At 69.4% G+C, this 24,568-nt stretch carries 19 protein-coding genes; 6 read left to right on the top strand and 13 right to left on the bottom strand.

Going from position 1 to position 24,568, the window contains the following annotated elements; translation table 11 throughout:
- Nucleotides 1-112 precede the first annotated feature (112 nt).
- The 10 genes from ABD235_RS38095 to ABD235_RS38050 all read right to left on the bottom strand — a co-directional run bounded on the left by ABD235_RS38095 (nt 113) and on the right by ABD235_RS38050 (nt 13,280).
- Nucleotides 113-1,648 (bottom strand): MDR family MFS transporter, encoded by a 1,536-nt coding sequence (locus tag ABD235_RS38095; protein WP_344183283.1) that lies wholly within the window; start codon nt 1,646-1,648, stop codon nt 113-115.
- Nucleotides 1,649-1,653: 5 nt separating this feature from the next.
- Nucleotides 1,654-2,439: an alpha/beta fold hydrolase gene (locus ABD235_RS38090; protein WP_344183281.1), complete on the bottom strand. Its 786-nt coding sequence runs from the start codon at nt 2,437-2,439 to the stop codon at nt 1,654-1,656.
- Between the two features lie 96 nt (nt 2,440-2,535).
- A complete protein-coding gene (locus ABD235_RS38085) occupies nt 2,536-3,975 on the bottom strand; it encodes a dihydrolipoyl dehydrogenase family protein (protein ID WP_344183279.1) in 1,440 nt (479 codons plus the stop codon).
- A 1-nt stretch (nt 3,976) separates the two neighbouring features.
- Entirely contained in the window at nt 3,977-4,534 is a 558-nt protein-coding gene (locus ABD235_RS38080; protein ID WP_344183277.1) for a hypothetical protein, read from the bottom strand.
- A gap of 118 nt (nt 4,535-4,652) precedes the next feature.
- The gene (locus ABD235_RS38075; protein WP_344183275.1) at nt 4,653-6,977 is read right to left on the bottom strand and encodes a hydantoinase B/oxoprolinase family protein; all 2,325 of its coding nucleotides are present in this window, start codon (nt 6,975-6,977) and stop codon (nt 4,653-4,655) included.
- Nucleotides 6,978-6,988: 11 nt separating this feature from the next.
- On the bottom strand, nt 6,989-9,091 hold the full coding sequence (locus ABD235_RS38070) for a hydantoinase/oxoprolinase family protein (protein WP_344183273.1): 2,103 nt from the start codon (nt 9,089-9,091) through the stop codon (nt 6,989-6,991).
- 20 nt (nt 9,092-9,111) lie between these two features.
- On the bottom strand, nt 9,112-10,743 hold the full coding sequence (locus ABD235_RS38065; protein WP_344183271.1) for an FAD-dependent monooxygenase: 1,632 nt from the start codon (nt 10,741-10,743) through the stop codon (nt 9,112-9,114).
- Nucleotides 10,740-11,507 carry an alpha/beta fold hydrolase gene (locus ABD235_RS38060; protein ID WP_344183269.1) on the bottom strand — a complete coding sequence of 256 codons (768 nt, stop codon included), beginning with the start codon at nt 11,505-11,507 and terminating at the stop codon, nt 10,740-10,742. The genes ABD235_RS38065 and ABD235_RS38060 overlap by 4 nt, the downstream gene beginning before the upstream one ends.
- 38 nt (nt 11,508-11,545) lie before the next feature.
- Nucleotides 11,546-12,172: a cysteine hydrolase family protein gene (locus tag ABD235_RS38055; RefSeq protein WP_344183267.1), complete on the bottom strand. Its 627-nt coding sequence runs from the start codon at nt 12,170-12,172 to the stop codon at nt 11,546-11,548.
- Between the two features lie 91 nt (nt 12,173-12,263).
- Nucleotides 12,264-13,280 (bottom strand): LacI family DNA-binding transcriptional regulator, encoded by a 1,017-nt coding sequence (locus tag ABD235_RS38050; RefSeq protein WP_344183265.1) that lies wholly within the window; start codon nt 13,278-13,280, stop codon nt 12,264-12,266.
- Between the two features lie 115 nt (nt 13,281-13,395).
- Here ABD235_RS38050 and ABD235_RS38045 point away from each other — a divergent pair, with 115 nt between their 5' ends.
- The 6 genes from ABD235_RS38045 to ABD235_RS38020 all read left to right on the top strand — a co-directional run bounded on the left by ABD235_RS38045 (nt 13,396) and on the right by ABD235_RS38020 (nt 22,035).
- Complete coding sequence (locus ABD235_RS38045; protein WP_344183263.1) at nt 13,396-14,757, top strand: ABC transporter substrate-binding protein; 1,362 nt, start codon at nt 13,396-13,398, stop codon at nt 14,755-14,757.
- Nucleotides 14,758-15,669: a carbohydrate ABC transporter permease gene (locus tag ABD235_RS38040; RefSeq protein WP_344183262.1), complete on the top strand. Its 912-nt coding sequence runs from the start codon at nt 14,758-14,760 to the stop codon at nt 15,667-15,669.
- Complete coding sequence (locus tag ABD235_RS38035) at nt 15,666-16,508, top strand: carbohydrate ABC transporter permease (RefSeq protein WP_344183261.1); 843 nt, start codon at nt 15,666-15,668, stop codon at nt 16,506-16,508. Before ABD235_RS38040 ends, ABD235_RS38035 begins: the two co-directional genes overlap by 4 nt.
- Before the next feature lie 15 nt (nt 16,509-16,523).
- Complete coding sequence (locus ABD235_RS38030; RefSeq protein WP_344183259.1) at nt 16,524-18,452, top strand: glycoside hydrolase family 2 protein; 1,929 nt, start codon at nt 16,524-16,526, stop codon at nt 18,450-18,452.
- A gap of 90 nt (nt 18,453-18,542) precedes the next feature.
- Nucleotides 18,543-20,579, top strand: a complete 2,037-nt coding sequence (locus tag ABD235_RS38025) for a ricin-type beta-trefoil lectin domain protein (protein ID WP_344183257.1) — start codon at nt 18,543-18,545, stop codon at nt 20,577-20,579.
- An 85-nt stretch (nt 20,580-20,664) separates the two neighbouring features.
- The gene (locus ABD235_RS38020; protein WP_344183256.1) at nt 20,665-22,035 is read left to right on the top strand and encodes an FAD-binding oxidoreductase; all 1,371 of its coding nucleotides are present in this window, start codon (nt 20,665-20,667) and stop codon (nt 22,033-22,035) included.
- Nucleotides 22,036-22,087: 52 nt separating this feature from the next.
- Here the strand turns inward: ABD235_RS38020 and ABD235_RS38015 are convergent, their stop codons facing one another.
- From ABD235_RS38015 to ABD235_RS38005, 3 genes are read right to left on the bottom strand one after another with little or no spacing between them, the layout of a single operon-like run.
- The gene (locus ABD235_RS38015) at nt 22,088-22,846 is read right to left on the bottom strand and encodes a 3-hydroxybutyrate dehydrogenase (RefSeq protein ID WP_344183254.1); all 759 of its coding nucleotides are present in this window, start codon (nt 22,844-22,846) and stop codon (nt 22,088-22,090) included.
- Nucleotides 22,847-22,848: 2 nt separating this feature from the next.
- Nucleotides 22,849-23,715: a VOC family protein gene (locus ABD235_RS38010; RefSeq protein WP_344183252.1), complete on the bottom strand. Its 867-nt coding sequence runs from the start codon at nt 23,713-23,715 to the stop codon at nt 22,849-22,851.
- 6 nt (nt 23,716-23,721) lie between these two features.
- Nucleotides 23,722-24,537 carry an alpha/beta fold hydrolase gene (locus ABD235_RS38005; RefSeq protein WP_344183250.1) on the bottom strand — a complete coding sequence of 272 codons (816 nt, stop codon included), beginning with the start codon at nt 24,535-24,537 and terminating at the stop codon, nt 23,722-23,724.
- Between the last annotated feature and the right edge of the window lie 31 nt (nt 24,538-24,568).

The following is a 24,568-nucleotide window of genomic DNA, read 5'->3' as shown; positions in this document are numbered from 1 at the left end:
CTCCCGGTTATCACATTCGCTTCATGTGTATGTAACGTCCACTACACAGTAGAGGACGTCAAGGCCCGTGTCACTCCTCAGTTTGCGAACGTGTGCGGGAGGCTTTTCCGGGTCAGCCGTCGACGACGTTGGACGTGCGCAGCGGAACTTCGCGGATCAACAGGATGCAGACCAGGGCGACGAGTCCCAGTGGCACCGTGTACAGGAAGAGGGTGCCGGTGACGTGCCCGTACGCGTCCTCGACCACGGCCCGAACCGGCGCGGGAAGGTCCGCGGGCCGGGACAGGGACCCGCCGGTGCCGGTCGCCGGGATTCCCAGGCCGATCAAGCCGTCGGCGATGCGGTGACCGACCTGGCCGGCCAGCACTGCCCCGAGAGCCGAGACGCCGAGGGTGCCCCCGAGCGTACGGAAGAACGAGACCGATGAGGTGGCCGCTCCGAGTTCGCGCGGGCTCACCTGGTTCTGGACCGCGAGGACGAGGTTCTGCAAGGTGATGCCGAGCCCGAGGCCGAGCAACCCCATTCCGAGGGCCAGCTGCCAGTACGGCGTATCGCGCTGCGTCAGACCGAGCAGTGCGAGCCCGACGGCGATCAAGGCGGCACCGCCGACCAGAAGCGGCTTCCAGCGCCCGGTGGCCGAGATGATCCGGCCCGCGATCGTCGACGCGAGGGCCAGGCTGAGAATCAAGGGCAGGGCGAGGAAGCCGGCGATCGTAGGGCTCTTTCCCTCCGCCAGCTGGAAGTACTGGCTGAGGTAGGTCGTCGCGGCATAGAGGGCCACGCCGATCGCGAGTCCGGCGGTGATCGACAGCACGACGGTGCGGGTCCGGAACAGCCACAGCGGCAGGATCGGAGCCTTGGCTCGCCGTTCGACGGCGACGAACGCGAGCGACAGCAGCAAAGTCCCACCGAGCATGGCCGCGGTCTCCCAGGAGACCCAGGCGTACCGGTCACCGGCAAGCGTTACCCAGATCAGCAGGAGCGACGCGGCGGCGGTCAGCAGCGCGGCGCCGGCCCAGTCGATCTTCACGGAACCTCTGACGATCGGAAGGTGCAATGTCTTCTGCAGCACGATCAGGGCGACGACCGCGAAGGGTACGCCGACGAAGAAGCACCACCGCCAGCCGAGCCAGTCGGTGTCCACGATCAGCCCGCCGATCAGCGGCCCCGCGCTGGTCCCGACCGCGAACACCGCGCCGAAGTAGCCGGAGTACCGGCCCAGCTCCCGCGGCGGGATCATCGTTGCGATGATCACCTGGATGAGCGCGAGCAGACCGCCGGCGCCGATCCCCTGCACCGCCCGCGCCGCGATCAGCATGCCCGGATCGGACGACAGCCCGGACAGTACGGAGCCCACCGTGAAGACGACCAGGCTCACCTGGATGAGCAGCTTCTTGCTGACCAGATCGGCCAGTTTGCCCCAGACCGGGCTCGACACCGTCGTGGCCAGCAGGGTCGCCGTGATCACCCAGGTGTAGACGCTCTGGCCGGCGTGCAGGTCCGCCACGATCGTCGGCAGGGCGTTCGTCACGACCGTCGACGACAGGATCGCCACGAAGATGCCGACGTACAGACCGGACAGTGCCCGCAGGATCTGTCGGTGCGTCATCGGTACGGCCCGTACGGCGGTTGCGTCGTCGACAGTCATCGGGGTCACCGCGCGGCTTGCTCGATGATCTTGGTGACAGCGCCCGGACGACTCAGCATGACCGCGTGGGACGCGTCCACCTCGGTAACGCGGGCGTGCGCCCGGCTCGTCATGAAGCGTTGCAGGTCAGGGGAAATGGCGTGGTCCTGACGCGTGAGGAGGGCCCAGCTGGGGATGGTGCGGAAGCCCTCGGTGACGCTGGCGTCGGTGACCGCCTTGGTGTTGGCGGGCCGCTGGGTGATGGCGAGGTCCGTCGCGGCGGTTTCGTCGAGGTCGCCGGCGAAGGCCGAACGGAACTGCGCCGGGTCGAGGCTGACCTCCGTGCCGCCGGGGACCTGGGTGGAGATCAGCGGCAGCGGCGGCGTCGACTTCGCAGCGAGTTCACCGATCGTCTCGCCCTTGGCGGGGATGAACCCGGCGATGTAGACGAGTGACTTGACGTCGGGGACGGCGGTGGCGGCGTTGGTGATGACGGCGCCGCCGTAGGAGTGACCGACCAGGACCTTGGGACCGTCGATGGTGGACAGGTAGCTGGCGACGTAGGCGGTATCGCTGGTCAACCCCTGCAGCGGATTGGCGAGGGCGCGGACGGGGTAGCCGTCGCGGCGCAGCCGTTCGATGACGGGGTTCCAGCTCGAGGAGTCCGCCCACGCTCCGTGGACGAGCACGATGGTCGGCTTCGGAGTTCCGGCCGACTTGTCGGCGGCTGACGCCGCGGACGGCACCGCGGCGGCGAGCAAGGCGAGTGCGGTGGCACCGGCGACCGCGAGGCGGGAGAAGCGAGAGCGCATGACGAACAGACCCTTTCGGGGAGGAAGAGGAGGAGGAGGCTTGCCCGGTGTCCCGTCCCGGTGCGACTCACGCGGGACGGACACCAGTGGGACGGCTCAGCGGCCGTAGGCTTCCAGCAGGCGCAGCCAGACCTCGCTGACGGTGGGGAACGCCGGGACCGCGTGCCAGAGCCGGTCCAGCGGGACCTCGCCGACGATGGCGATCGTTGCCGCGTGCACCATTTCCGCGACGTCCGGCCCGACCAGCGTGAAACCGACGATCACCTTGCGGTCCTCGTCGACGACCATCCGGGCGTGGCCCTGGTAGCCCTCGGCGTGCAGTGACGATCCGGCGGTGGCGGCCAGGTCGTAGTCCACGACCCGGATCCGCAGGCCGGCGGCCTCGGCGGCAGCCGCGGTCAGGCCGACCGACGCGACCTCCGGATCGGTGAACACCACCTGCGGCACCGCGCGCTCGTCGGCGGTCGCCGCGTGCCGGCCCCAGCGGTCGTCCTCGACCGGTTCGCCCTTGACGCGCGCCACGATGACGTCGCCCACCGCGCGGGCCTGGTACTTGCCCTGGTGGGTGAGCAGGACGCGGCGGTTCACGTCACCGGCGGCGTACAACCATCCGTCGCCGAGCGGCGCGGCGTCCGGCCCGACGACCCGCATCGTGTCGTCGACGGTCAGCCACGCACCCGGCGTCAGGCCGACGGTCTCCAGACCGAGGTCCTGCGTGTTCGGGGTGCGACCGATCGCGACCAGCAGTTCGTCGGCGTCGATCTGCTCGCCGTCGACCAGCGTGATGGAGACCGTGCCGTCGTCGTTGCGCTTCACGGAACCGGCCTCGGCGCCGATCCGCACCGACACACCCTTGTCCCGCAGCGATTCCGCCACCCGCTCCCCCACGAACGGCTCCGCGAGGTGCAGTACGCCGTCACGCGCCAGCATCGTCACCGACGATCCCAGATCGCTGAAGGCGGTCGCCATCTCCGTGGCCACCACCCCGCCGCCGATGATGGCGAGCCGGCCCGGAACCTCCTTGGCCGCAACGGTTTCGCGGCTGGTCCACGGCGCCGCCGCGCGGAGCCCGTCGATGTCCGGGACCAGCGCGCCGCTCCCGGTCGTGACGACGACCGCGTGCCGCGCGGTCAGCGTCGTCGTCGTACCGTCGCCGGCCGTCACCTCGACGACCCGGTCGGAGCTGATCCGGCCGTGTCCGCGAAACAGCGGAACGCCGACCGACTCCAGCCACGACGCCTGTCCGTCGTCCTCCCAGTTCGAGGCGAAGGAGTCACGCCGGCCGAGCACCGCGGCGACGTCCAGGTCACCGGTCACGGCTTCCCGTGCGCCGGGGACCTGCCGGGCCGCCCGGAGCGCTGCCGCGCTGCGCAGCAACGCCTTGGTGGGCATGCAGGCCCAGTAGGAGCACTCGCCCCCGACCAGTTCCCGCTCCACGATGGCGGCGGTCAGGCCGCCCTGCACGAGGCGGTCGGCGACGTTCTCCCCGACCGGTCCCGCGCCGATGATGACGACGTCGTACGTGGTGGTGGTCATCTCAGTTCCCCTTGGCGGCGCGGCCGAGCCGGATCGCCGAGACGAGGAAGAAGATGCCGCCGAGGATCGCGTAACCAGCGATGTTGGTCAGCTTCGGGTCCTCCGCGGAGGCACCGGCGACGAACGACGCGCCGGCCAGCACCGACAGGCCACCGCTCAGGATCATCGGCCACTGCCCACCCATCGAGCGACGGCCGAGGGCCACGATCAACTGAACCAGCCCGGCGACGATCGCCCAGGCGCCCCAGATCCGCAGGACCGCCGGCACACCGGAGCTGCTGGCGATCGCCAGGCCGATGGTGGCGATCAGGCTGATCGCGATGTTGACGTACAGGCCGCGGGCCGAGCGAGCACCCTGGGACGAACGGGCGTCGACGACCGCTGCGGCGACGTCGAACAGCGGGTACAGGACGACGAGCGTGACGCCGAGCGGGCCCAGGTCCGACTTGGTGGTGAACAGCAGGATCGCCCAGACGATGGCGAAGGCGAACCGGACGAAGTACAGCCGGCGCAGTGCCGCCGCGACGCCTTCGACGGCAGGTGATTCAACGGTGCTCACGATGATCCTCTCGAGTGATGTGGGGCGGAACCACCCGATCCACTTAGTAGACCGAACGTTCCGTACACACATCATTCCGCGAGCGCCATCCAATGTCAAGACAGAACGTTCTACCTCTTCATGCCCAGCTCCGGTAGTCGTCGGCGGGCAGCGGGTGGTCGACCGGGACGACCCGTGAGTGGACCGCGGTCAGGCAGCCAGGACAGAACAGTTGCCGGAAGACGATCTCGGCGTCGACGTACTCGCTCGGGTCGTGCCAGATGTGAGGACCCGCCTCGGTCGGTGCCGATTCGCGGCGAGCCAGCGCCGCGACGAACTCGCCCCCGGCCAGCGGTCCGATCTCGGTGCCGCAGTGGACGCAGGCCACCGTCCCGCCGTGCGGTGAATCGAGGACAACGAGGTTGTCGTCGAGCCGGCGCGCCTCCTCCAGCTCCGGCGTACTGATCGCCATCGGCGGGGTGCTGGACAGTCCGGCCCCGGACGCGCGTCTGGTCCGCAGTTCCTGGCGGAGGCCGTCTGTCGCTGCCGGATCGACCTCACCGTCTTCACCGAGCACGACGCCGTAGACGTCCCGCGCGGCAGCTGCCGACACCCGCACCTGGAGTACGTCGTCACCGACGCTCTCGGCCGGGCGGAGCAGCGGGTCGCCGTACCCGCCACCGGCTTGCCAGTGCAGGTAGAGCGCGTCGCCGGGACCTAGGGTCGACTCCCCCTCGCAGGGCAGCACTTCGACTTCGCCGCCGAGCTCGTCCAGGCCACCGGGAATGGTGGCCGCGTCGGCGAGCTGGGGCAGATCGATCCCGCGCACCACGAGGTCGAGCTGGGAGTTGCCCGGGTAGCCGCCCGCCAGGCCGACGTTCTGGTTGGCGACCTTGCCGGTTCCGGACACCACCAGCGACATCGTTCCCTGCTGGTCGGGATGCTGGACGTAGCAGACCGAGCCGCTCATCCCGCCCCGCTGCCGGCCCGGTCCCCCGGAGTCGGTCTGCTCACGCCGCCACAAGGCGACCAGCGGGTAGAGGTACTCCGTCATCTCGACGTCAGGTGCCCGCGCCGCGGGGATGATGAGCCGGCCGCCGGTGTCAACGCCGTCGTGGTACACCTGCGCGCCGTAGCCACCGGCCATCACGTCGAACACCGGCGACACGAAGCCCTTGCTGCCACCGCCGCGGACATCGACGCCGGACACCACGCACAGGTCGGTCGTGCCGTTGCAGATGGACTGTACGTCGGTGCGGTGGTCGGGCTCGGCGTCCAGCATCTTGGCGAGCACCTCGGCGACGAGGTTGCCCGCTCCCCAGGCCGGACCGAAGGGCCCCTTGCCCACCGCGGCCGGGAACGAGGCGTTGGTGATGGTGTCCTCGTCGGTGACGATCTCGAAGCAACGCATCAACCCACCGGCCGCCCACGGGATGTCCCCCGCCAGCAACGGCAGCATCGTGAACACGATCCCGGCCCGCAGCCCGGGGTACGGGCAGTTGATGATGCCGGTCTGCCCGGCGGTCCCGCGGAAGTCGAACACCAACCGGTCGCCCTGCTTGGTCATCGCGACCTTGATCGCGTACAGGCCCCGGTCGCCGGTCTGCGACTGCTCTTGGTAGCCGACCGCGGTCCACGTCCCGTCGGGCAGCGTCTCCAGCTTGGCCCGCAGCCGGCGCTCGGCGTCGTCCATCATCCGGCGCATGACGACCTTGACGGTGTCGGCGCCGTACTTCGTGATCAGCCGGAGGATCTGCTCGGCCGCGTTCTTGTTGGCGGCGATCTTGGCCCGCAGGTCCAGCCCCACCAAGTGCGGCAGCCGCGATCGGCGGACCCAAGCCTCGGCGACGTCGCGCTGCAGCACTCCCCCGCGGACCACCTTCAGCGGCGGCGTCGGGGCCGCCTCGCCGAACACGTCCTGCGCCGACGGGCTGAAGGAGCCCGGCCGCGGCCCGCCGAGATCGACCTGATGAGCGATCGCCGTCGTCCAGCCGAACAGCTTGCCCTCGTGGAAGATCGGCGCCAGGATCGCGGCGTCGTTCTGGTGCAGGCCGCCACCGATCCACGGGTCGTTGCACAGGAACATGTCCCCCTCGGCGATCCCGGGGTTGTCGCTGCGGTTGCGCAGGGTCCAGACGATCGCCAGGTCCATCGAGCCGATCAGGCCGATGTTGAAGGTACCGACCTGGACCTGTTCGCCGAGTTCGTCACAGATCGAGAAGTTGAAGTCGTTGGACTCGGTGACCACGTGCGAGCCCGACATCCGTCGCAGCGTCTCCCCCATCTCCTGGGTGATCGCCCACAGGCGGTGCCGGACGACCTCGTAGGTCAGGGCGTCGACCGGCTCGCTCCGCGACTCGTCGACCTGATGCAGCGGCAGGGTGGGCGAGATCTGCCGCAGCAGCTCCTCGCGGGGCATGGGCCGGCTGGTGAACTCGTCCGCGCCGGGAATTCTGGAAGTCATCGAAGGTGTCCTCACTGGTAGCGCAGTACGAGATTGCCGAGGTGGTCGACGCGACCGGTCACTCCGGCCGGCACCACGACCACGGTCGTCGGTACGTCGACGATCGCCGGGCCGACGAGCTCGTGGCCGGCGCGGAGCAGTGCGTAGTCGTAGACCGGGGTCGTCACGAAGCCGATCTGCGAGTCGAGGCAGACCGAACGGTGCCCCAGCAGCGCGCCGGCGGGATCGGGGCCGTCGGCTGCCGCGACCTCCGGCAGCGCGACCGGGAAGCCGAGACTCGCCTTGGCCCGCACCCGGTAGGTGATCGCCTGGACGCCGGCCTCCCGGTAACCGGAGCCGCTGCCGTTGATGCGCTCGTACTGCTCCTCGAACCGCTCGAGGATCTCGTCACTGGTCCGCTCGCTGAAGTTCCCGTCCGGAACGGCCGTCGCGAGCTCGGTGGTCTGCATCGAGTACCGCAGGTCGATCTCCCGGTACAGCGACACGTCGTGGAACTTCACCTTCTGCCGGTCCAGCGCGCGGTGCAGATCCGCTTCCAGTTGCGCGAAGTGCGACTCGAGCACCGTGGGGTCGACCGGGAACGTCACCGGGTCCGACAGTTCCGCGCTCAGCGCGACGTCCGAGGCCGCCAGCCCGTACGCCGAGAAGGCGGACGCGACCGGACCGAGCGGTACGACGACCTCGCGCACGTTCAGGTCCTGGCAGTAGCCGGCGCAGTGCGCGGGCCCGGCACCGCCGAAGGCGTAGACGACGAAGTCGCGCGGGTCGTACCCGGCCTGTACGACGGCCCGGCGTACGAGGTCACCCGCCTGTGCGTTCTGCACCTCGTGAATGGCAATAGCGGCCTGCTCGACGGTCAGCCCGAGTGGCTCGGCCACGTGCTCGCGGATCGCTTGCCGGGCCAGGTCCAGGCTCAGCGGCTTGCGGCCGCCGAGCAGCCCGCGCTCGCCGAGGATGCCGAGGACCAGGTTGGCGTCGGTGTTGGTGGGCCGGGTGCCGCCGTTGCCGTAGCAGGCCGGGCCGGGGACGGCTTCGGCGCTCTGCGGACCGAGTCGCAGGTTCCCGCCCTCGTCCACGGAGGCGATCGCTCCACCGCCGGAGCCGATGGTGTGCACCCGGATCGTCGCAGCGTTGATCGGGAACTGGTTGACGATCGAGCCCGGCGCCATCACCGGCTCACCGTCGACGATCAGCCCGGCCAGGAACGTCGTACCGCCGACGTCGGTGGTGATGACGTTGCGGTGTCCCAGCTGCTCGGCCAGGCGCATCCCGCCGATGACGCCGCCGGACAGGACGGATCCCACTGTGGTGATGGCATGCTCCGGTGCACGGTCGGCGGTGATCGTGCCGCCTTCGCTCTGCATGACCAGCAGTGGTCCTTTGAGCCCGCCCTCCTCCAACTGCTGCTGCAACGGGAGCAGGTACGTCCGCAACCGCGGACCCACTTGGGCGTTCATGATCGTCGTCGAGGTGCGCGCGAACTCGCGGATGCGCGGGCTGACCTCGGACGACAGCGTGACGTACATGTCCGGCGCGATCTCGTGGATCAGCTCCCGGACCCGCTGTTCGTGGATCCCGTTCTTGAACGACCACAGCAGGCAGACGGCGATCGCTTCGACGCCCTGGTCCACCAGGCCCCGGGCGACGCGACGGACCTCGGCCTCGTCCAGCGGCACGAGGATCTTCCCGGCGTGATCGATCCGCTCGGTGACTTCCAGAGCCCGGTACTTCGGGATCAGCGGCGCGGGTTTGCGCCGGCGCAGCGTGTCCTGGATCTCGTGGGCCGAGCGGCCGAGGGTGCGCCCCTCGGCGTTCATGATGTAGATCGCGTCCCGGTGGCCCTTGGTGGCGATCAGCCCGACGTCGGCCACGTGGCCCTGGACGAGCGCGTTGATCGACGCGGTCGTGCCGTGCGCGATGTAGTCGGTCTGCGACAGCAGGTCGCCGACGCCGATGCCGAGCTCGCCGGCGAGGTCCTCGATCGCGCGCATCACCCCGACCTCGCGGTTCGGCGGGGTCGTCGGCGTCTTGGCGGACACGATCCGGCCGGCCCCGTCGGAGGCGACCGCATCGGTGAAGGTACCTCCGACGTCGATGCCCAGTGCGTATGGCATGTGCGTTCTCCTGGTGATCTCTACCGCTGGTGGGCGGTGACGTGGCCGGTGACAGTGGTCAGGAGCTCGTCAGGACGCGCGTCCGCGCCGCCCATCCAGGCGATGTGCTGGTCCGGGCGCACGAGCAGCAGTGCGGTGGGATAGCGGTCAGGCCACCGCTGCGGCAGGTCGACCACGGTGAAGGGGATGCCGAGCTCACGCGCCGCCGCAGTCCAGGCGCTCACGTCGCACTCCGGGTCGGTCCTCAGCAAGGTGAAGCCCGGGCCGACCAGGTCGAGCACGGACCGGCCGTCGTCGAGCCAGACGTGCGGCAACCGGAACCCGGGCTGCGCCCGATCCTGGAAGTCGCCCATGGTGATCGCGGCCTGACCCTCGCCGCCGACGACCAACGGCGAGCCGGCGTAGTGGTAGCCGAAGCTGAATCCGTCAGGCGAGTAGCGGTGCAGCTCGGTGGCCGCGAGCCGATCGGCGAGCTCCGCACGCGCGCGCTGCCCCTCCGGGCCGGGCAGATGGATGTCGGTCGAGACGTCCGCGAACGACGTCCGCGCCGCCGAACCGACCGCGTCGGCGAACTGCTCCCCTACCGGCTTGCGCTCCGGCTCGTAGGCGTCGAGCAGGTCCGGAGGCGCCCAGCCGTGGTGGACCGCCGCGAGCATCCAGCCGAGCGTCGCCGCGTCCTGGATGCCGGCGTTCATCCCGAATCCCCCGACCGGAATCCAGATATGGGCCGCGTCGCCGGCCAGGAACACCCGGCCCACGCGGTAGCGCTGGGCAACGAGTCGTCGCCCCGTCCAGCGCACCACGCCGAGCACCTCATGGTCCACCGGGTGCCCGACGGCGTCGTACAGCAGCTGTTCGGGATCCTCGCCCTCGGTGTCGTGATCGGGGCCGAAGGCAACATGGTTCAACCACAACGACTCGCCGTCGATCGCGATCAGCGACGCGATCCGGCGCCCGTAGGTCCAGTACGTCCACGCGCGGTCCCGGGCCGCCAGCCGTCCCAGCTCGGGCGAGCGGACGAAGGTCGACACGAACTGCTGCAGCGCGTCGACACCCTCGTAGCGGATCCCGAGCTGCCGCCGAACGGCGCTGTGGGCGCCGTCGCAGCCGACGACGTACCCGCAGTGCACGGTACGGCGTACGCCCGCAGTCTCCACGACCGCTTCGACGTGGTCGTCGTACTGCTGGAACTCGACCAACCGGCTGCCGCGCTCGATGGTCAGCCCCGGAAGCGCGCTCGCGTGCCGCTCCAGGATGGGCTCGAGGAACAGCTGCGAGATCCGGTGCTGCGGCTCCGGTGTCGGCCAGTCGTCCTTGCCCACACCGGCCAGCACATCGCCGGACGACGGCAGCTCGATGCGGAAGATCTCCTCGCCGCTCAGCGTCGTCCGGTAGTGGATCGAGGTGGGGTAGTCCGCGGGCAGCCCGGCGCGCCGGATGTCGTCGGCAAGGCCTAGGCGCCGGAAGATCTCCATCGACCGTGCAGACGTGGTGTTGCACCGGGGATTGACCGGGCGTTCTTCGGTCGCCTCCACGACGTGGCAGGCCACACCACGCCGGGCCAGGTCGATGGCAAGGGTCAGGCCGGCGGGACCGGCACCGACGATCAGGACGTCGACCCGGTTCGCGCTGTCGCTGCTGGGCTGTGTCATGCGCTCAGGAACTCCCCTACCAAGCGGCAGAACTCGTCCGGCCGATCGACGTGGATCCAGTGCCCCGCTCCGGCGACCACCGCGAGGCGGCCGTTCGGCAGAGCATCAACGAGCCGCTCGGAGACCTCGACCGGCGAGACCCGGTCGAGCTCTCCGTGCAGCGCGAGGACCGGCGTACCGATCGTCGCGAGATCGACGGGCGGCGGGCCGCCCACGCCGTCGACGAACATGGACCGGAACGCCGCCTCGGCTCCGGGACGCAGGGCTTGCCGCAGCCGGACGTCGGCGAGCTCGTCGAGCAGGTCCTCGTGCACGCTGTCGTCGGCGACGAGCCGGCCGAGGGTGGCCCGCATGGAGTGCTTGGTCGGATCGTCGTAGAACGGCACCACCGCGGGCAACGGCCCGGTCCCGGCGCCTCCCATCACGACCGCACGGTCGATTCGCTCGGGCGCGAGGGACAGCAGCGCAAGCGCGGCAGCTCCACCCGCGGCCGAGTTGCCCACCAGGTGCACTCGGTCGAGGCCGTCGCTGTCGAGCAGGTCGAGGATCTGCTGGGCACGCGCCAGCGCCCACGCCCGCGGCCCTTCGATCCCGCCGGTCCCGGCGATCCGCGTGCCGAACCCGAGCAGATCGGGCGCCAGGCAGCGGAAATCGCCGTCCAGCCTGGAGCGCACGCTCGCCCAGTTGCTCACGGCATCGACACCGGGCCCGCCACCGTGCAGCAGCACGACAACGGGGCCTGCGCCTGGCTCAGCTGCAGACACTGGAGCCTCCTCAACAGATCGTACGTCGGGGTCGCGGTTCACGGCAGCCGGGCAAGCAACTGCTCGGTGCTGGTCAGCTGCGACGAGGTCAGGGACATCACCCGCAACGCGGCGACGTGCATGTCCTCGGCCGACATCGACCCGGCGCCGAGGTCCGGGTAGTCGCACGACGCGCAGGCGTCCGCGACCACCACGGAGCGGAAGCCGCGTTCCAGCGCCCCGCGAGCCGTTCCGAGCACACAGCACTCGGTCGTCATTCCGGTCAGGACCACCGTCTCCACGCCGAGTCCCCGCAGGATGATCTCCAGATCGGTGGCGTAGAAGGAGTTGTAGCGGTGCTTCTTGATCACCGGCTCCCCCGGCCGGGGCGTGAGCTCGGGCAGGATCTCCACGCCCCGCTCGCCGTCGACCAGGGCTTCACCTGCGGCCACCGGCGGGTACAACTCCCGATGGATGCCCAGGTCGGCTCCGCCCGGACGGTGCACGTGCGCGGCGTAGACGACGGGCATCTCGCGGGCGCGGGCGGCGGTGAGCACCTTCTGAATCGCCGGAACGATCCGGCGCCCTTCCGGGAACTCCAGCGGCGCGCCCTCTTCCACGAAGTCGTTCTGCATGTCGATGACGAGCACCGCCGTACGGGCCACGTCGATCAGCGAGTTGCTCATGCTTCCGCCCCTGTCGTCGCGTGTATGTAGCGCTCACTCTACGACTTCGGGCGTGCGTTGGCTATATCCAGCACAACGGTGATCGGGATCGTCAGGCCGGTCGGCCGGCGGTGCTTTCGCGCAGCTCCAGGGTGTAACCAGCCGAGATCTCGGCGGGAGCGGAGCGGTCCCCCTCGAGGCGGTTCAGCAGCAGTTGTACGGCGTTCTGCGCGATCTGGTTCTTGTCCGGACTGATCGTCGTCAGGCTGGGCGTGCTGTAGCGACCGTCCTCGATGTCGTCGAAACCGACCAGCGCGATGTCCTCCGGCACCCGCAGGCCACGACTCAGAATGGTGCGCAGGGCACCGAGGGCGAGCAGGTCGTTGTAGCAGAAGACCGCATCCGGCGGCTCGGGCAGCGCGAGCAGCTCGGCCATCGCCGCGGCACCGTCGGACCGGTGGAAGAACTCCACCGGGCGCACCAGCTCAGGGATCACCTCTCGGCCGGCCGCCTGGAGAGCCGCGCGAAAGCCCTGCGTTCGCAGTTGGCCGGTCCGGCGGGTCTCGTCGAACTGGTCGCCGATCGCCGCGATCCGCTGCCGGCCCAGATCGATCAGGTGCCGGGTCGCCAGCTCGGCCGCACCGACGTTGTCGATCATGATGTGGTCGAGTCCGCCCTGGACGACGCGCTCACCGAGCAGCACCACCGGCGTCGACGACGGCCGGTCGCGCAGATCCGCGTCGCCGAGCGCCAGCGGGTTGAAGATCAGCCCGTCGAACATCGCGGCGCGGCTGCCCCGCATCACCAACTCCCGCTCGCGGACCGGATCGCCGTCGGTCTGGTCGACCACCACCGTGTAGCCCGCCACCGCGGCCTGCTCGATCACGGCCCGCGTCAGCTCCGCGAAGTACGGCACGTCGAGCTCCGGCAGCACCAGTGCGATCAGTCCCGAGCGGCCGTTGCGCAACGTCCGGGCGACCGCGTTCGGCTGGTACCCGAGTTCGTCGAGCGCGCGCTGCACCTTGGCCCGGGTCTCGTCCGCGACCTGATGGAAGTCGTTGACGACGTTCGACACCGTGCGCACCGACACCCCGGCTCGCTCGGCGACCTCGCGCAGCGTGGCGGCCACTGTGCACCTCGTTTCATGGGCGGTGGAACCTTGACACTTGCAACGTTGCAACCTTAGCGTCTCGACCATCACTTGCAACGTTGCAAGTTCGGCAATAGTCGTGAGGAACGACAACATGACCACTCCCCTGAGCCCCACCCCGTTCTCCCGCCGGACGCTCCTGCGCGGTACCGGTGCCGCCCTGCTGGCCGGCGGCCTCGGCGCCTGCGCCCCGGGCAACACGACCAGCGGGAACCCACTCCCGAGCGCCAGCGTGGCCAAGCCCCCGTCGGGCGAGATCACCATCTGGGACCGCACCGGCGACCTGTACAAGGTGTTCGACCAGGCGATCGCGTCGTTCACCGCGAAGTACCCGCAGGTGAAGGTCAACCACCTCGCGGTAGACGTCAACGCCAAGCTGCCGGCCACGCTGATCAGCGGCGCGGATGTCCCCGACGGCGCCTTCTACGACGACGCGCTGCTGACCGGCGTCGCGCCGCACCTGCACGATCTCAGCCAGTTGATCGAGCAGTACAAGACCGACATCGCGCCGTACAAGCTCGGTGTGGTGACCGTCGACGGCAAGGTGATCGCAGTGCCGTGGGACCTCGACCCCGGTCTGCTGTTCTACCGCGAGGACGTGCTCGCCCGGGCTGGTGTGGATCCGGCGAGCCTGACCACGTACGACGCGCTGCTCGACGCGGCGCGCACGGTCCGGGACAAGTCGCCGACGGCCCGGCCGATCCACCTCGAGAACGACCAGTTCCTCGGTCAGCTGTGGGTCGAGATGTTCGCCAACCAGCAGGGCGGCGCGATGGTCGATGCCGACGGAAAGCTCACCGTCGACTCGGCGCCGTACCGCACGGCGCTGACCTGGCTGGACAAGGTCCGGTCCGAAGGACTGGGCACGCTGGCGAAGTACACCCAGCCGACCGACCTGCAGACCCAGGACAACGGCACCCAGGTGTTCGTCCCCTGGGCGCAGTGGTACGTGTTCGCGCCGCAGCAGTTGCTGAAGGCAAGCAAGGGCAAATGGCGGGCGACCACGCTGCCCGCCTGGCAGGCCGGCGGTGCACGCGCGGGCGTGATGGGCGGTTCGTCCTTCGTCATCCCGGCCAAGGCGAAGAACCCCGAACTCGCCTGGCGGCTGTACGAGCACCTCGTGTTCAGCAAGGAGGGTTACAGCACGGTCTACGGGCCGAACCAGGTGTACCCGGGCGGCCTGAACACGTCGATCCCGTCGTACCTGCCGGCGCTGGACCCGAGCACGCCGCTGTTCAAGCCGATCGAGGCACTCGGCGGTCAGGACCTGTGGAAGATCGCGGTCGAGGCGGGCAAGCAGGCACCGGGCGGCTACACGATTCCCACCTGGTGGGGGAAGGCCGTCGACTACTTCGGCGTCAACGTGCAGAAGCTGCTGGCCGGGCAGATGACACCGGACGAGGTGCTCAAGACCTCGGCGACCCAGATCCAGAAGAACCTGATGGGTCCCAGCTGAATGGCGACCCTGACCGAAGCCGCGACGACCCGGCGTACGGCCCGGCCGGTACGGCGCCGGCGGGTCAGCGCGGCGCCGTACCTGTTCGTCGCGCCGTTCATCCTGGTCTTCGCCGCGTTCAGCGCGTACCCGATCCTGTTCGCCCTGCAGCTGAGCTTCACCAACTGGCACGGCGCCGGCGCGTTGAAGATCGTCGGGCTGGCGAACTACCAGTACCTGCTGACCAGTCCCGATTTCTGGCAGTCCATGGCGACGTCAGGCGCGCTGTGGCTGCTCGTCGTACCGGCGCAGGTGCTGCTCGCGCTGACGATCGCGGTCGCGTTGCGCAAGGCGCGGTTCCGCGGGCTGTTCAGCGCCGCGCTGATCGCACCGTTCGTGACGCCGCTGGTGGCGATGGCGCAGGTGTGGATCATCTTGTTCGACAAGGACTTCGGCGCGGTCAACCACGGACTGACCGCGCTCGGGCTGCCGGCGATCAGCTGGCTGACCACCGGATTCTGGGCGAAGGTGACGATCGCGCTGCTGGTGCTGTGGCGGACCACCGGGTACGCCGTGATCCTGCTGATGGCCGGGCTGTCGTCGATCCCGACCGACGTCTACGAGGCGGCCCGGATCGACGGGGCCGGCGCGTGGCACCAGTTCTGGTCGATCACCGTGCCGCTGGTGACCCGGACCCTCAGCTTCGTCGTCGTGATCGGCACGCTGACGGTCTTCCAGCTGTTCGCCGAGCCGTACGTCGTCACCGGCGGCGGACCGTTCAACGAGACCCGGACGGCCGGTCTCTACCTCTACAAGCACATCACGAACTCCGACCTCGGACTCGGAGCGGCGAACTCGATGCTGCTCGTGGCGATGGTGCTGGCCCTGTCGATCGCCTCGATCCGGCTGCTGCGCTCGCGGGAGGACTCATGAAACTCGGAACCGCCGGCCGCTACGGCTTGCTGACCGCGGCCGGCGTCATCAGCCTGGCCCCGCTGCTGTGGATGGTGGCCTCGGCGTTCAAACCCGGCGCCGCCATCATCTCCAGCCCCTTTGACTTCGACCCGGGACAGTTCACGCTGGCCAACTTCCGCTCGATGCTCGACACGATCCCGATCGGCACCGGGTTCCAGAACACGGCGATCGTCGTCGTGGTCAAGGGCGCGCTGACGATGGTCTTCTGCCCGATGGCCGGGTTCGCCTTCGCGAAGTACGCGTTCTTCGGCAAACGGGTGCTGTTCGCGACCGTGCTCACGACGCTGATGCTGCCGACGCTGGTCCTGCTGATCCCCTTGCTGCTCGAGATGAGCCAGCTCGGCTGGGTGAGCACCTTCAAGGCGCTGATCCTGCCCGGCGCGATCGACGCGTTCGGAGTGTTCTGGATGCGCCAGGTGATCATGGCGATTCCCGACGAGCTGCTCGACGCCGCCCGGGTCGACGGGGCGAACGAGCTGCGGATCTTCGCCAGCATCGTGGTCCCGGTGATCCGGCCGGGGCTGGCCGCGCTCGGTGTCCTGACCTTCATCAACATCTACAACGATTTCGTCTGGCCCGTGGTCGCTGTGAACGACGAGCAGCACCAGACCCTGCAGGTGATGCTCGCGGCACTCGCGCAGAACATCCGCTCGGGCCAGCTCGGTGCCGACTGGACCAGTGTCTGGGGGCAGTTGCTGGCGGCAAGCACCGTGGCGGCGATCCCGGTGCTGATCGTCTTCGTCGTCCTGCAACGTCACCTGATCAAAGGCGTCATGGCCGGCAGCCTCAAGGGCTGAGACCTGGAGAAACCTGTGAACACACGTCCTGAATACCCCCGTCCGCACTTCGACCGCTCCGAGCGCTGGCTCAATCTCAACGGCAAGTGGGAGTTCGCCCGTGAGGCCGACCGCTTCGCCGAGACCATCGTGGTCCCGTTCCCCTGGGAGCACCCCGACGCCGGCGTTGTCGCCCACTGGCTGCCGACAGCCTGGTACCGGCGCCAGATCGAGCGCCCGGACGACTGGGCCGGCGAACGGACCATCCTGCACTTCGGCGCGGTCCACCACCACGCCACGGTGTTCGTCAACGGCGAGCAGGCCGCCGAGCACGTCGGCGGTTACCTGCCGTTCGAGGTCGACATCACCGACCTGCTCGACCCGTCGGGGCGGGCGGAGCTCGTCGTACGGGTGGATGCGCCGGTCGACAAGCGGTTCGTCCCGCACGGCAAGCAGCGCAGCCTGCCGGCCGACGACTACGATGGCTGCGCGTTCACCCCGTCGAGCGGAATCTGGCAGACCGTGTGGCTCGAGCCTCGACCGGTGGAGCACATCTCCCGGCTCGTGCTGCGGCCGACCGATTCGCTCGACGGCGTCGAGGTCACCCTCACCGGCCCGTCACCGGTACGGATCGAGATCCCGGGCGTCGTCGTCCGCGAGTATGACGAATGGCCTGGCACGGCGACCCTGCCGATCGCCCAGCCCCGGCTGTGGAGTCCCGACGATCCTCACCTGTACGACGTGGTCGTCACCGCCGGCCAGGACACCGTCCGCGGTTACACCGGGCTGCGCAAGGTGGAATGGCACGGCAACAACCTGGCGGTCAACGGCGTACCGACATACGTGCGCGGTGTGCTGGATCAGGGCTTCTGGCCGGCCGGTGGGCACACGGCTCCGAGTGACGAGGCCTTTCGGCGCGATCTCGAACTGGCGCGCGAGGCCGGGTTCAACCTGGTCCGCAAGCACATCAAGCTCGAGGACCCACGGTGGCTCTACTGGGCCGACCGGCTCGGCATGCTGGTCTGGGCCGAGCCGCCGTCGACCGGGCGCTTCACCGCCGAGTCGGTCGCCGCCTTCGAGGAGGTGACGGCCGGCATGGTCGAGCGGGACGGCAACCATCCGAGCATCGTCATCTGGGGTGGTTACAACGAGGAGTGGGGTCTGGACTGGGACGTGCCGGGCGATCCGGCCAAGCAGGACGCCGTACGGCGTGCGTACCGGATCATCCGGGACGCGGACCCGACCCGTCCGGTCGTCGACAACTCGGGCTGGGCGCACGTCGAGACCGACTTGGTCGACTGGCACTACTACGACGAGAACGCCGGTTCGTGGGCCGCGATCGTGGACCGGCTGGTCAACACCACCGACGGGACCTTCCCGGTGCGGCTCGGTCCCGACTTCGTGGCCCAGAAGACGATCGCCGCGCCCGGCTTCGACCCGACGGGCAAGCCGCAGCTCAACGGCGAGTACGGCGGTGGGTCGACCAGCGTGGAACGCGGCTGGCACCTGCGCTGGCAGACCCAGGAGCTGCGCCGTCACCCGCTCAACGCGGGGTACATCTACACCGAGCTGTACGACATCGAGCACGAGACGGTCGGCATCTACACCTACGAACGCCGCGGGAAGGACCTCGGTGGCGTGGTGCCGTCCGACGTCCACGCCGAGACCGTCCTGATCGTCGACCTGGTACCGCAGGCGCCGGGCCGCGACCTGGTCCTGAACGGCGCCGACGATCCGGTCGTCGTACCGGTTCGAGTCTCGCACCACGGTCGCGATCCGCTGCTCGGGACCCTGCACTGGGCGCTGGACGGTGCCACTAGTTCGGTGGCTGTCGACGCCAAGCCGTTCGAGGTCACCGATCCGTTCGACGTGGCGGTGCCACCGACTCCCGGCCGCCTGTTGCTGTGGGCAACCGATGCCGCCGGAACCGTGGTCGCGCGGACCGCGGTCGACCTCGCGGACTGACGCCCCACCCGAGATCTCGCCGGCGCCCACGGGCGCCGGCGCACGGGGGAACCTTCGCTCGACTCATCCGCCCGATGTCAGAGGAGGACCATGTCAACCGTCACCCGGCTGCTGGCCTCGGCAGCGCTGCTCGCCGCAGGCCTCGTCGCCACACCCGCCGTACCCGCCAGCGCGGCGCCACCCGGCAACGTGCTCTACAGCCCGAACCTGTCCACCTTCCCGGCCGCCGACGCCAGCTACCCACGGGCGATCCGGCTCGATCACGACGGCAACGCCGGCCGGACCGTGCTCGCGACCTTCGCCCGGCGCAACGAGTCCGGTCCGAGCAGCTTCCCGATCTACCGCAGTACCGACGGCGGAGCCACCTTCACCGGCGCGCCGATCAGCACCATCACCTCGCACACGCCCGGCTGGGACCTCGGCGCGCCGGTCGTCTACGAGGTCCCGCGGACCGCGAACGGCCTGAACGCAGGCGACCTGCTCGCCGCCGGTACGGCGTGGGACGAGGGCAACTTCACGGCGCAGAAGATCGAGGTCTTCAAGAGCACCGACCGCGGCGCGAGCTGGCAGTACCTGTCGAACTGCACCCAGACCAGCGGCCAGCCGAACACCATCGGCCAGGGCATCTGGGAACCGTGGTTCCTGCTCGCGCCGAACAACACGCTGGCCTGCTTCATCTCCGACGAGCGCCCGGCCGGTTCACCGACCAACAACCAGATCATCGGTCACTACACGTCGACCAACGGCGGCGTGAGCTGGAGCGCGAGCATCACGCCGGACGTCGCGTTCCCCGCCGACAACCTGGCCCGGCCGGGCATGTCGATCATCACCACGCTGCCCAACGGCCAGTTCCTGATGACCTACGAGCTGTGCCGGGACGCGACCAACGCGGACCACGCATGCGAGGTCTACATCAAGACGAGCCCCGACGGTCTCAACTGGGCTCCGACGAACAACCCCGGCACGCTCGTGCAGACGACGGACGGCCGTCACCTCCTGCACACGCCGTACGTCGCCTGGGTTCCGGGCGGTGGGCCGAACGGCACGCTGCTGATGTCGGGTCAACGGGTCGTCGCCGGACCTACCGGCAACAAGGCGGTGATGGCGGAGTCCGGATCAGTGCTGTTGGCAAATACTTCGCTCGGCTCCGGTAGCTGGACCGAGCTGGAGGCGCCGGTCAACATCAACCCGACCGGCGGCTACGCCACGGGTGTGCCCAGCTGTCCGGGCTACAGCTCGCCGATCGTCCCGTCGGCCAACGGCACGTCGTTCCTCTACCTGGCGGCGACCTGGCTCGGCACGGGAAACCAGTGCCAGGTGCGGTTCGGAACAGGAGTCGTCGGCGGGCCGACCGGCGCGATCACCGGACCAGCCGGCGCCGGCAAGTGCCTGGACGTCGACCACAACACCGCGGTCAGCGGCAACGCCGTCCAGCTGTGGACGTGCGGCGGCGCCCCGGGGCAGCAGTGGACGATGATGGCCGACGGCACCATCCGCTCGTTCGGGAAGTGCCTCGACATCGTCGGCAACGGTACGGCAAATCTCACCAAGGTCCAGCTCTGGGACTGCGGCCCGGCCGGCGGTCAGCAGTGGCGTCCGCAGGCCAACGGTTCGTTGCTCAATCCGCAGTCCGGTCGTTGCCTCGACAGCCCCGCCGGAGCGACCACTGACGGCACCGACCTGCAGATCTACGACTGCACCGGCCTCGATCCGCAGAAGTGGAACCTGCCCGGCTTCCCGACCGGCCCGATCACCGGACCGGCAGCCGCCGGCAAGTGCGTCGACGTCGACACCAACACACCGACCAGTGGCAACGCCGTTCAGCTGTGGACGTGCAACGGTGCGCCGGGCCAGCAGTGGGCGGTCGGCACCGACGGCAAGATCCGTGCCTTCGGCAAGTGTCTGGACATCGTCGGCAACGGGACGGCGAACGGCACCAAGGTCCAGCTCTGGGACTGCGGATCGGCCGGCGGTCAGATCTGGCAGGCACAGTCCAACGGGGCGTTGCGCAACCCGCAGTCCGGGCGTTGCCTGGACAGCCCGGGCGGCGCGACGGCTGACGGTACCGACCTGCAGATCTACGACTGCACCGGTCTGGACCCGCAGAAGTGGAAGATTCCCGTCTAGTAGATAGAACGGTCGGTCCTTTGATGCGGTAGAGTGAACGTTACATAGAGAGCGCATCTCACTCGACCGCATCAAAGGACACCCCATGCCCGACGAGAACTCCGCGATCACAGCCGCCCTCCGCGCACTGCGCCTTCGCCTGCCCGCCGGGCAGGTGCACGACTCAGGCCCCGGCTACGACGACGGCATCGCCTTGTGGAACGGCGCTGTGCAGCGACGGCCCGGCATCGTGCTGTCCTGCAGCTCGACCAACGACGTGGTGGCCGGAGTGCGCGCCGCCCGGGAGTTCGGTCTTGCCCTCTCGGTCCGCGGGCGGGGTCATGACTACGCCGGCCGTGCCCTGGTCGACGGCGGACTGACCCTCGATCTGCGGCCCCTGCACGGCGTACGGGTCTACCCCGAAGCACGGATCGCCGAAGTCGGTGGCGGCGCGTCCGCCAACCACCTACTGGCCGCCGCCGACGAGCACGGTCTCGTGGCCGCGACCGGCACGATCGGAGCCGTCGGGATGGCCGGGCTCACCCTCGGCGGCGGCTACGGGCCGCTGGCCGGGCGGGTCGGCCTCGCCGCGGACAACCTGCTGGCCGCTGAGCTGGTCCTTGCTGACGGCTCCGTGCTGCGCACCGACTCCCACCACGAACCGGACCTGCTGTGGGCACTTCGGGGCGGAGGCGGCAACTTCGGGGTCGTCACGTCGATGACCGTGCAGCTGCACGCCGTACCGGCCGTCGTGACCGGCATGGTGCTCTACCCGTGGAAGCAGGCCGAGCAGATCCTCGGGCGAGTTCGCGAGGCACAGCAGGACTGCCCTGACGGTTTGACGATCCAGGTCGGCGCCGTCGGATCGCCGGACGGTTCACCCGCCTTGCTGGTGCTGCCGACGTGGTCCGGCGACCTTGCGACCGGCACCGACCCCTCAGGTCCGGTGATGGCCTTGAGCCGGCTCGGCGATCCCGTGTTCGCCGAGCTGGGCGCCGTTCCGTACGCGGCCACGGTCGCCGGGCGGGACGCGATGTTCCCCGACGGCAGGCATGTCACCCTTCGGACCCGCTCGGTGCCCGGGCTAAGCCCCGACGTCATCGACGTCGTCGACCGCTTCGGCGGCGAGTTGCCGACGCCGATGTCCGGGATCTCCCTGCACCACTTCCACGGCGCCGCCGCCAGGGTCGCTCCGGCCGACACCGCGTTCGTCCTGCGCAGGACCCATTTGATGGCCGAGACGATCGCGGTCTGGCCGACCGGGGATGCCGGCGACAAGGCGCGACACTGGGCCGACGAAGCATCGGCGGCGCTGGCTCCGCACGCTTTCTCCGGCGGATACGCCAACCTGCTCGGGCCCGAAGCGACCGACCAGATCCCGAACATCTACGGAGACAACCTCCCCCGTCTGCAGCGCATCAAGACAGCCGTGGATCCGGATCGAGTCTTCTCGGGAACGCCGTTGCCTCTGGCCTGACCGGCCGGTCACGGGCCGCCCTGCCGGCGGCCCGTGACCGCAACGGCCGCGGTCAGGAAGCGCTCCAGCCCCCATCGAGGACGAGTTCGGCGCCGGTGACGGACGCCGCCTCGGGTGAGCACAGGTACGCGACCGCGCCGGCGACCTCCTCGGGCTCGATCAGGCGTTTCACCGCGGACCTCGCCAGGAGAACCTCGGAGAGCACCTCGTCGGCGCTCAGCCCGTGCGCCACCGCCTGGTCGGCCAACTGGTTCTCGACCAACGGCGTACGCACGTAACCGGGGCACACGCAGTTGCTGGTCACCCCGTAGGCCGCACCTTCGAGCGCGACGACCTTCGACAGGCCCAGCAGTCCGTGCTTGGCGCTCACGTACGCGGACTTGTAGGCACTGGCCCGCAGACCGTGCACGCTCGCGATGTTCACGATCCGTCCCCAGCCCCGCTCGTACATGTGCGGAAGGACGGCCCGGCTCAACAGGAAAGGGGCCTCGAGCATCAGTCGCAGCATGAAGGCGAACCGCTCGGGCTCGAACCGCTCGATCGGCGCGACGTGCTGGACCCCGGCGTTGTTGACCAGGATGTCGGCGTCGAAGTGCCGCCCCGCGAGCTCAGCGGTGTTGCTGAGATCGATCGCGACGGCCTCGCCACCGATCCGCTCGGCCATGACCTTCGCACCCTCGGCGTCGATGTCGCACACGACGACCTGAGCACCGAGTCCGGCCAGACGGGTCGCCACCGCGGCGCCGATCCCGCTCGCCGCACCGGTCACCAGGGCGCGGCGACCGGACAGCACCAACTCCGGCGACGCCATCGTCACTTCGCCGGGGTCGCGAAGGGATTGGCGTCGGCGTGACGGTGTCCCCACTCGTCCGGGCGGCCGAAGTCGTGCGGAACCCAGTCGTCGCCCACCTCGATGCCGCCGCAGCCGATCTCCAGGTGGAACCCGCTGGGGTTGCGGACGTAGAAGGAGATCGCCTTGTCGTTCATGTGCCGGCCCAGACTGATCGAGATCGGTACGCCGTTGGCCTGGGCCCGGTCGTAGGCGCGACCGACGTCGTCGATCGAGGCGTGCTCGAACTCCAGGTGATGGATCGACGGCGTTTCCGCGGCAGCCAGCGCGATGCTGTGATGGGTCCGGTTGCAGCGGAAGAAGAACAGACCCGGAGCCCGGTAGTCGGTCAGCTCGAACTCGAGCACCGACTCGTAGAGCTCGCGAAGTTCCTGGAGCTTCGGGCTGGCCAGCACGAAGTGCCCGAGCCCGGTGACGCCGGCCCCGCCGGCCGGACGATCGGCCCCCAGACGCACCTTGGCTTCACCGACCGCGAGCTCCACGCGGTATCCGACCGGGTCGGTGAACCAACGCAGATGGGTGGCGCCCCGCAGTTCCTTCTCGTCCGCGGTCCCCTCCTTGACAGCGAAGCCGGCGTCCTCCAGGCGCTGGGTGAGCCGGTCGAGCTCCTGCCGCGAATCGACGATCCACCCCAGCTCGCGCGGACCGTCCTCGGCGGACGGATGAAGAGCCAGCCGGTACTTGAACTCGTCGAGCTCAGCCAGGGCGACTTCGTTCATACCGGACTTGGCCCGGGTGACTCCGATGCCCAGTGTGCGCCCGAGCAGATCGGTCCACGCGTCGACGTCGGTGACGTTGAGACCGACGTAGCCCAGCTTCCTGATCCCCACGATGATTCATGCCTCCGATGGGGCAACTGTTCCGCCCCGCAGAAATTCACGGACGATGTGGTTGAACTCCGGCGCCCGCTCGTACTGGACCCAGTGCCGGCAGTGCGGCAGTACGCGGAGCTCCGCGTTCGGGATCCCCTCGAGGATCCGGGGCGCCCACGTGACGGGGACGGTCTGGTCCTCGCGGCCCCACACGAGCAACGTCGGCGCGGCGATGCGCGCCAGGTCGGGGGTCAAATCGCCGAAGTTCGGCGGGATCTGCATCTCGGGGTGGGACCGCAGGCTGGAGGCGTACCGCTCGTCGATCAGCGCCTCGGTCGCGAGGGACTCGTCGAACACCATCAGCCGGACGAACTCGGCCATCGCTTCCCGCGACGGCTTCTCCGCGGCCATGTAGGCGAAGAGGTGCTCGAGCCCGACCGGCCAGGGCGGAGCGTCCGCCGGGAGCACCCCGCCCGGCGCCATCAGGACGAGCCGGTCCACGCGGTCGGGGTACTCCATCGCGACCCGCATGGCCACCGCGCCGCCGTAGGAGTTGCCGACCAGGTGGGCTCGTTCGATCCCGAGCACCGTCATCGCACGGCTCACCAGCTCGGCGGCGTGGAAGATCAGCGGCTGGTCCGTCGCGGGCCGTGGGGAGTCTCCCCAGCCCGGCAGGTCGATCACGATGTTGCGGTAGTCCTGGAAGGCGGGCAGGTTCCCGCCGAAGTTGCTCATCCCTGACGCGCCCGGCCCCGAGCCGTGCAACCACACGACCGGGTGGCCCGATCCGGTGTCGGTGTAGGCCAGCCGCGCGTCTGCGACATCCAAGGTGCTCGTCACTACGCCCACCCTTCTTCCGCTGTATGTAGCG

Origin of the sequence: Kribbella lupini, assembly GCF_039529595.1 — a bacterium.
Taxonomy (GTDB): domain Bacteria; phylum Actinomycetota; class Actinomycetes; order Propionibacteriales; family Kribbellaceae; genus Kribbella; species Kribbella lupini.
Note: the sequence above shows the minus strand (reverse complement) of the source record. Positions and strands in the feature narration are given on the sequence as shown.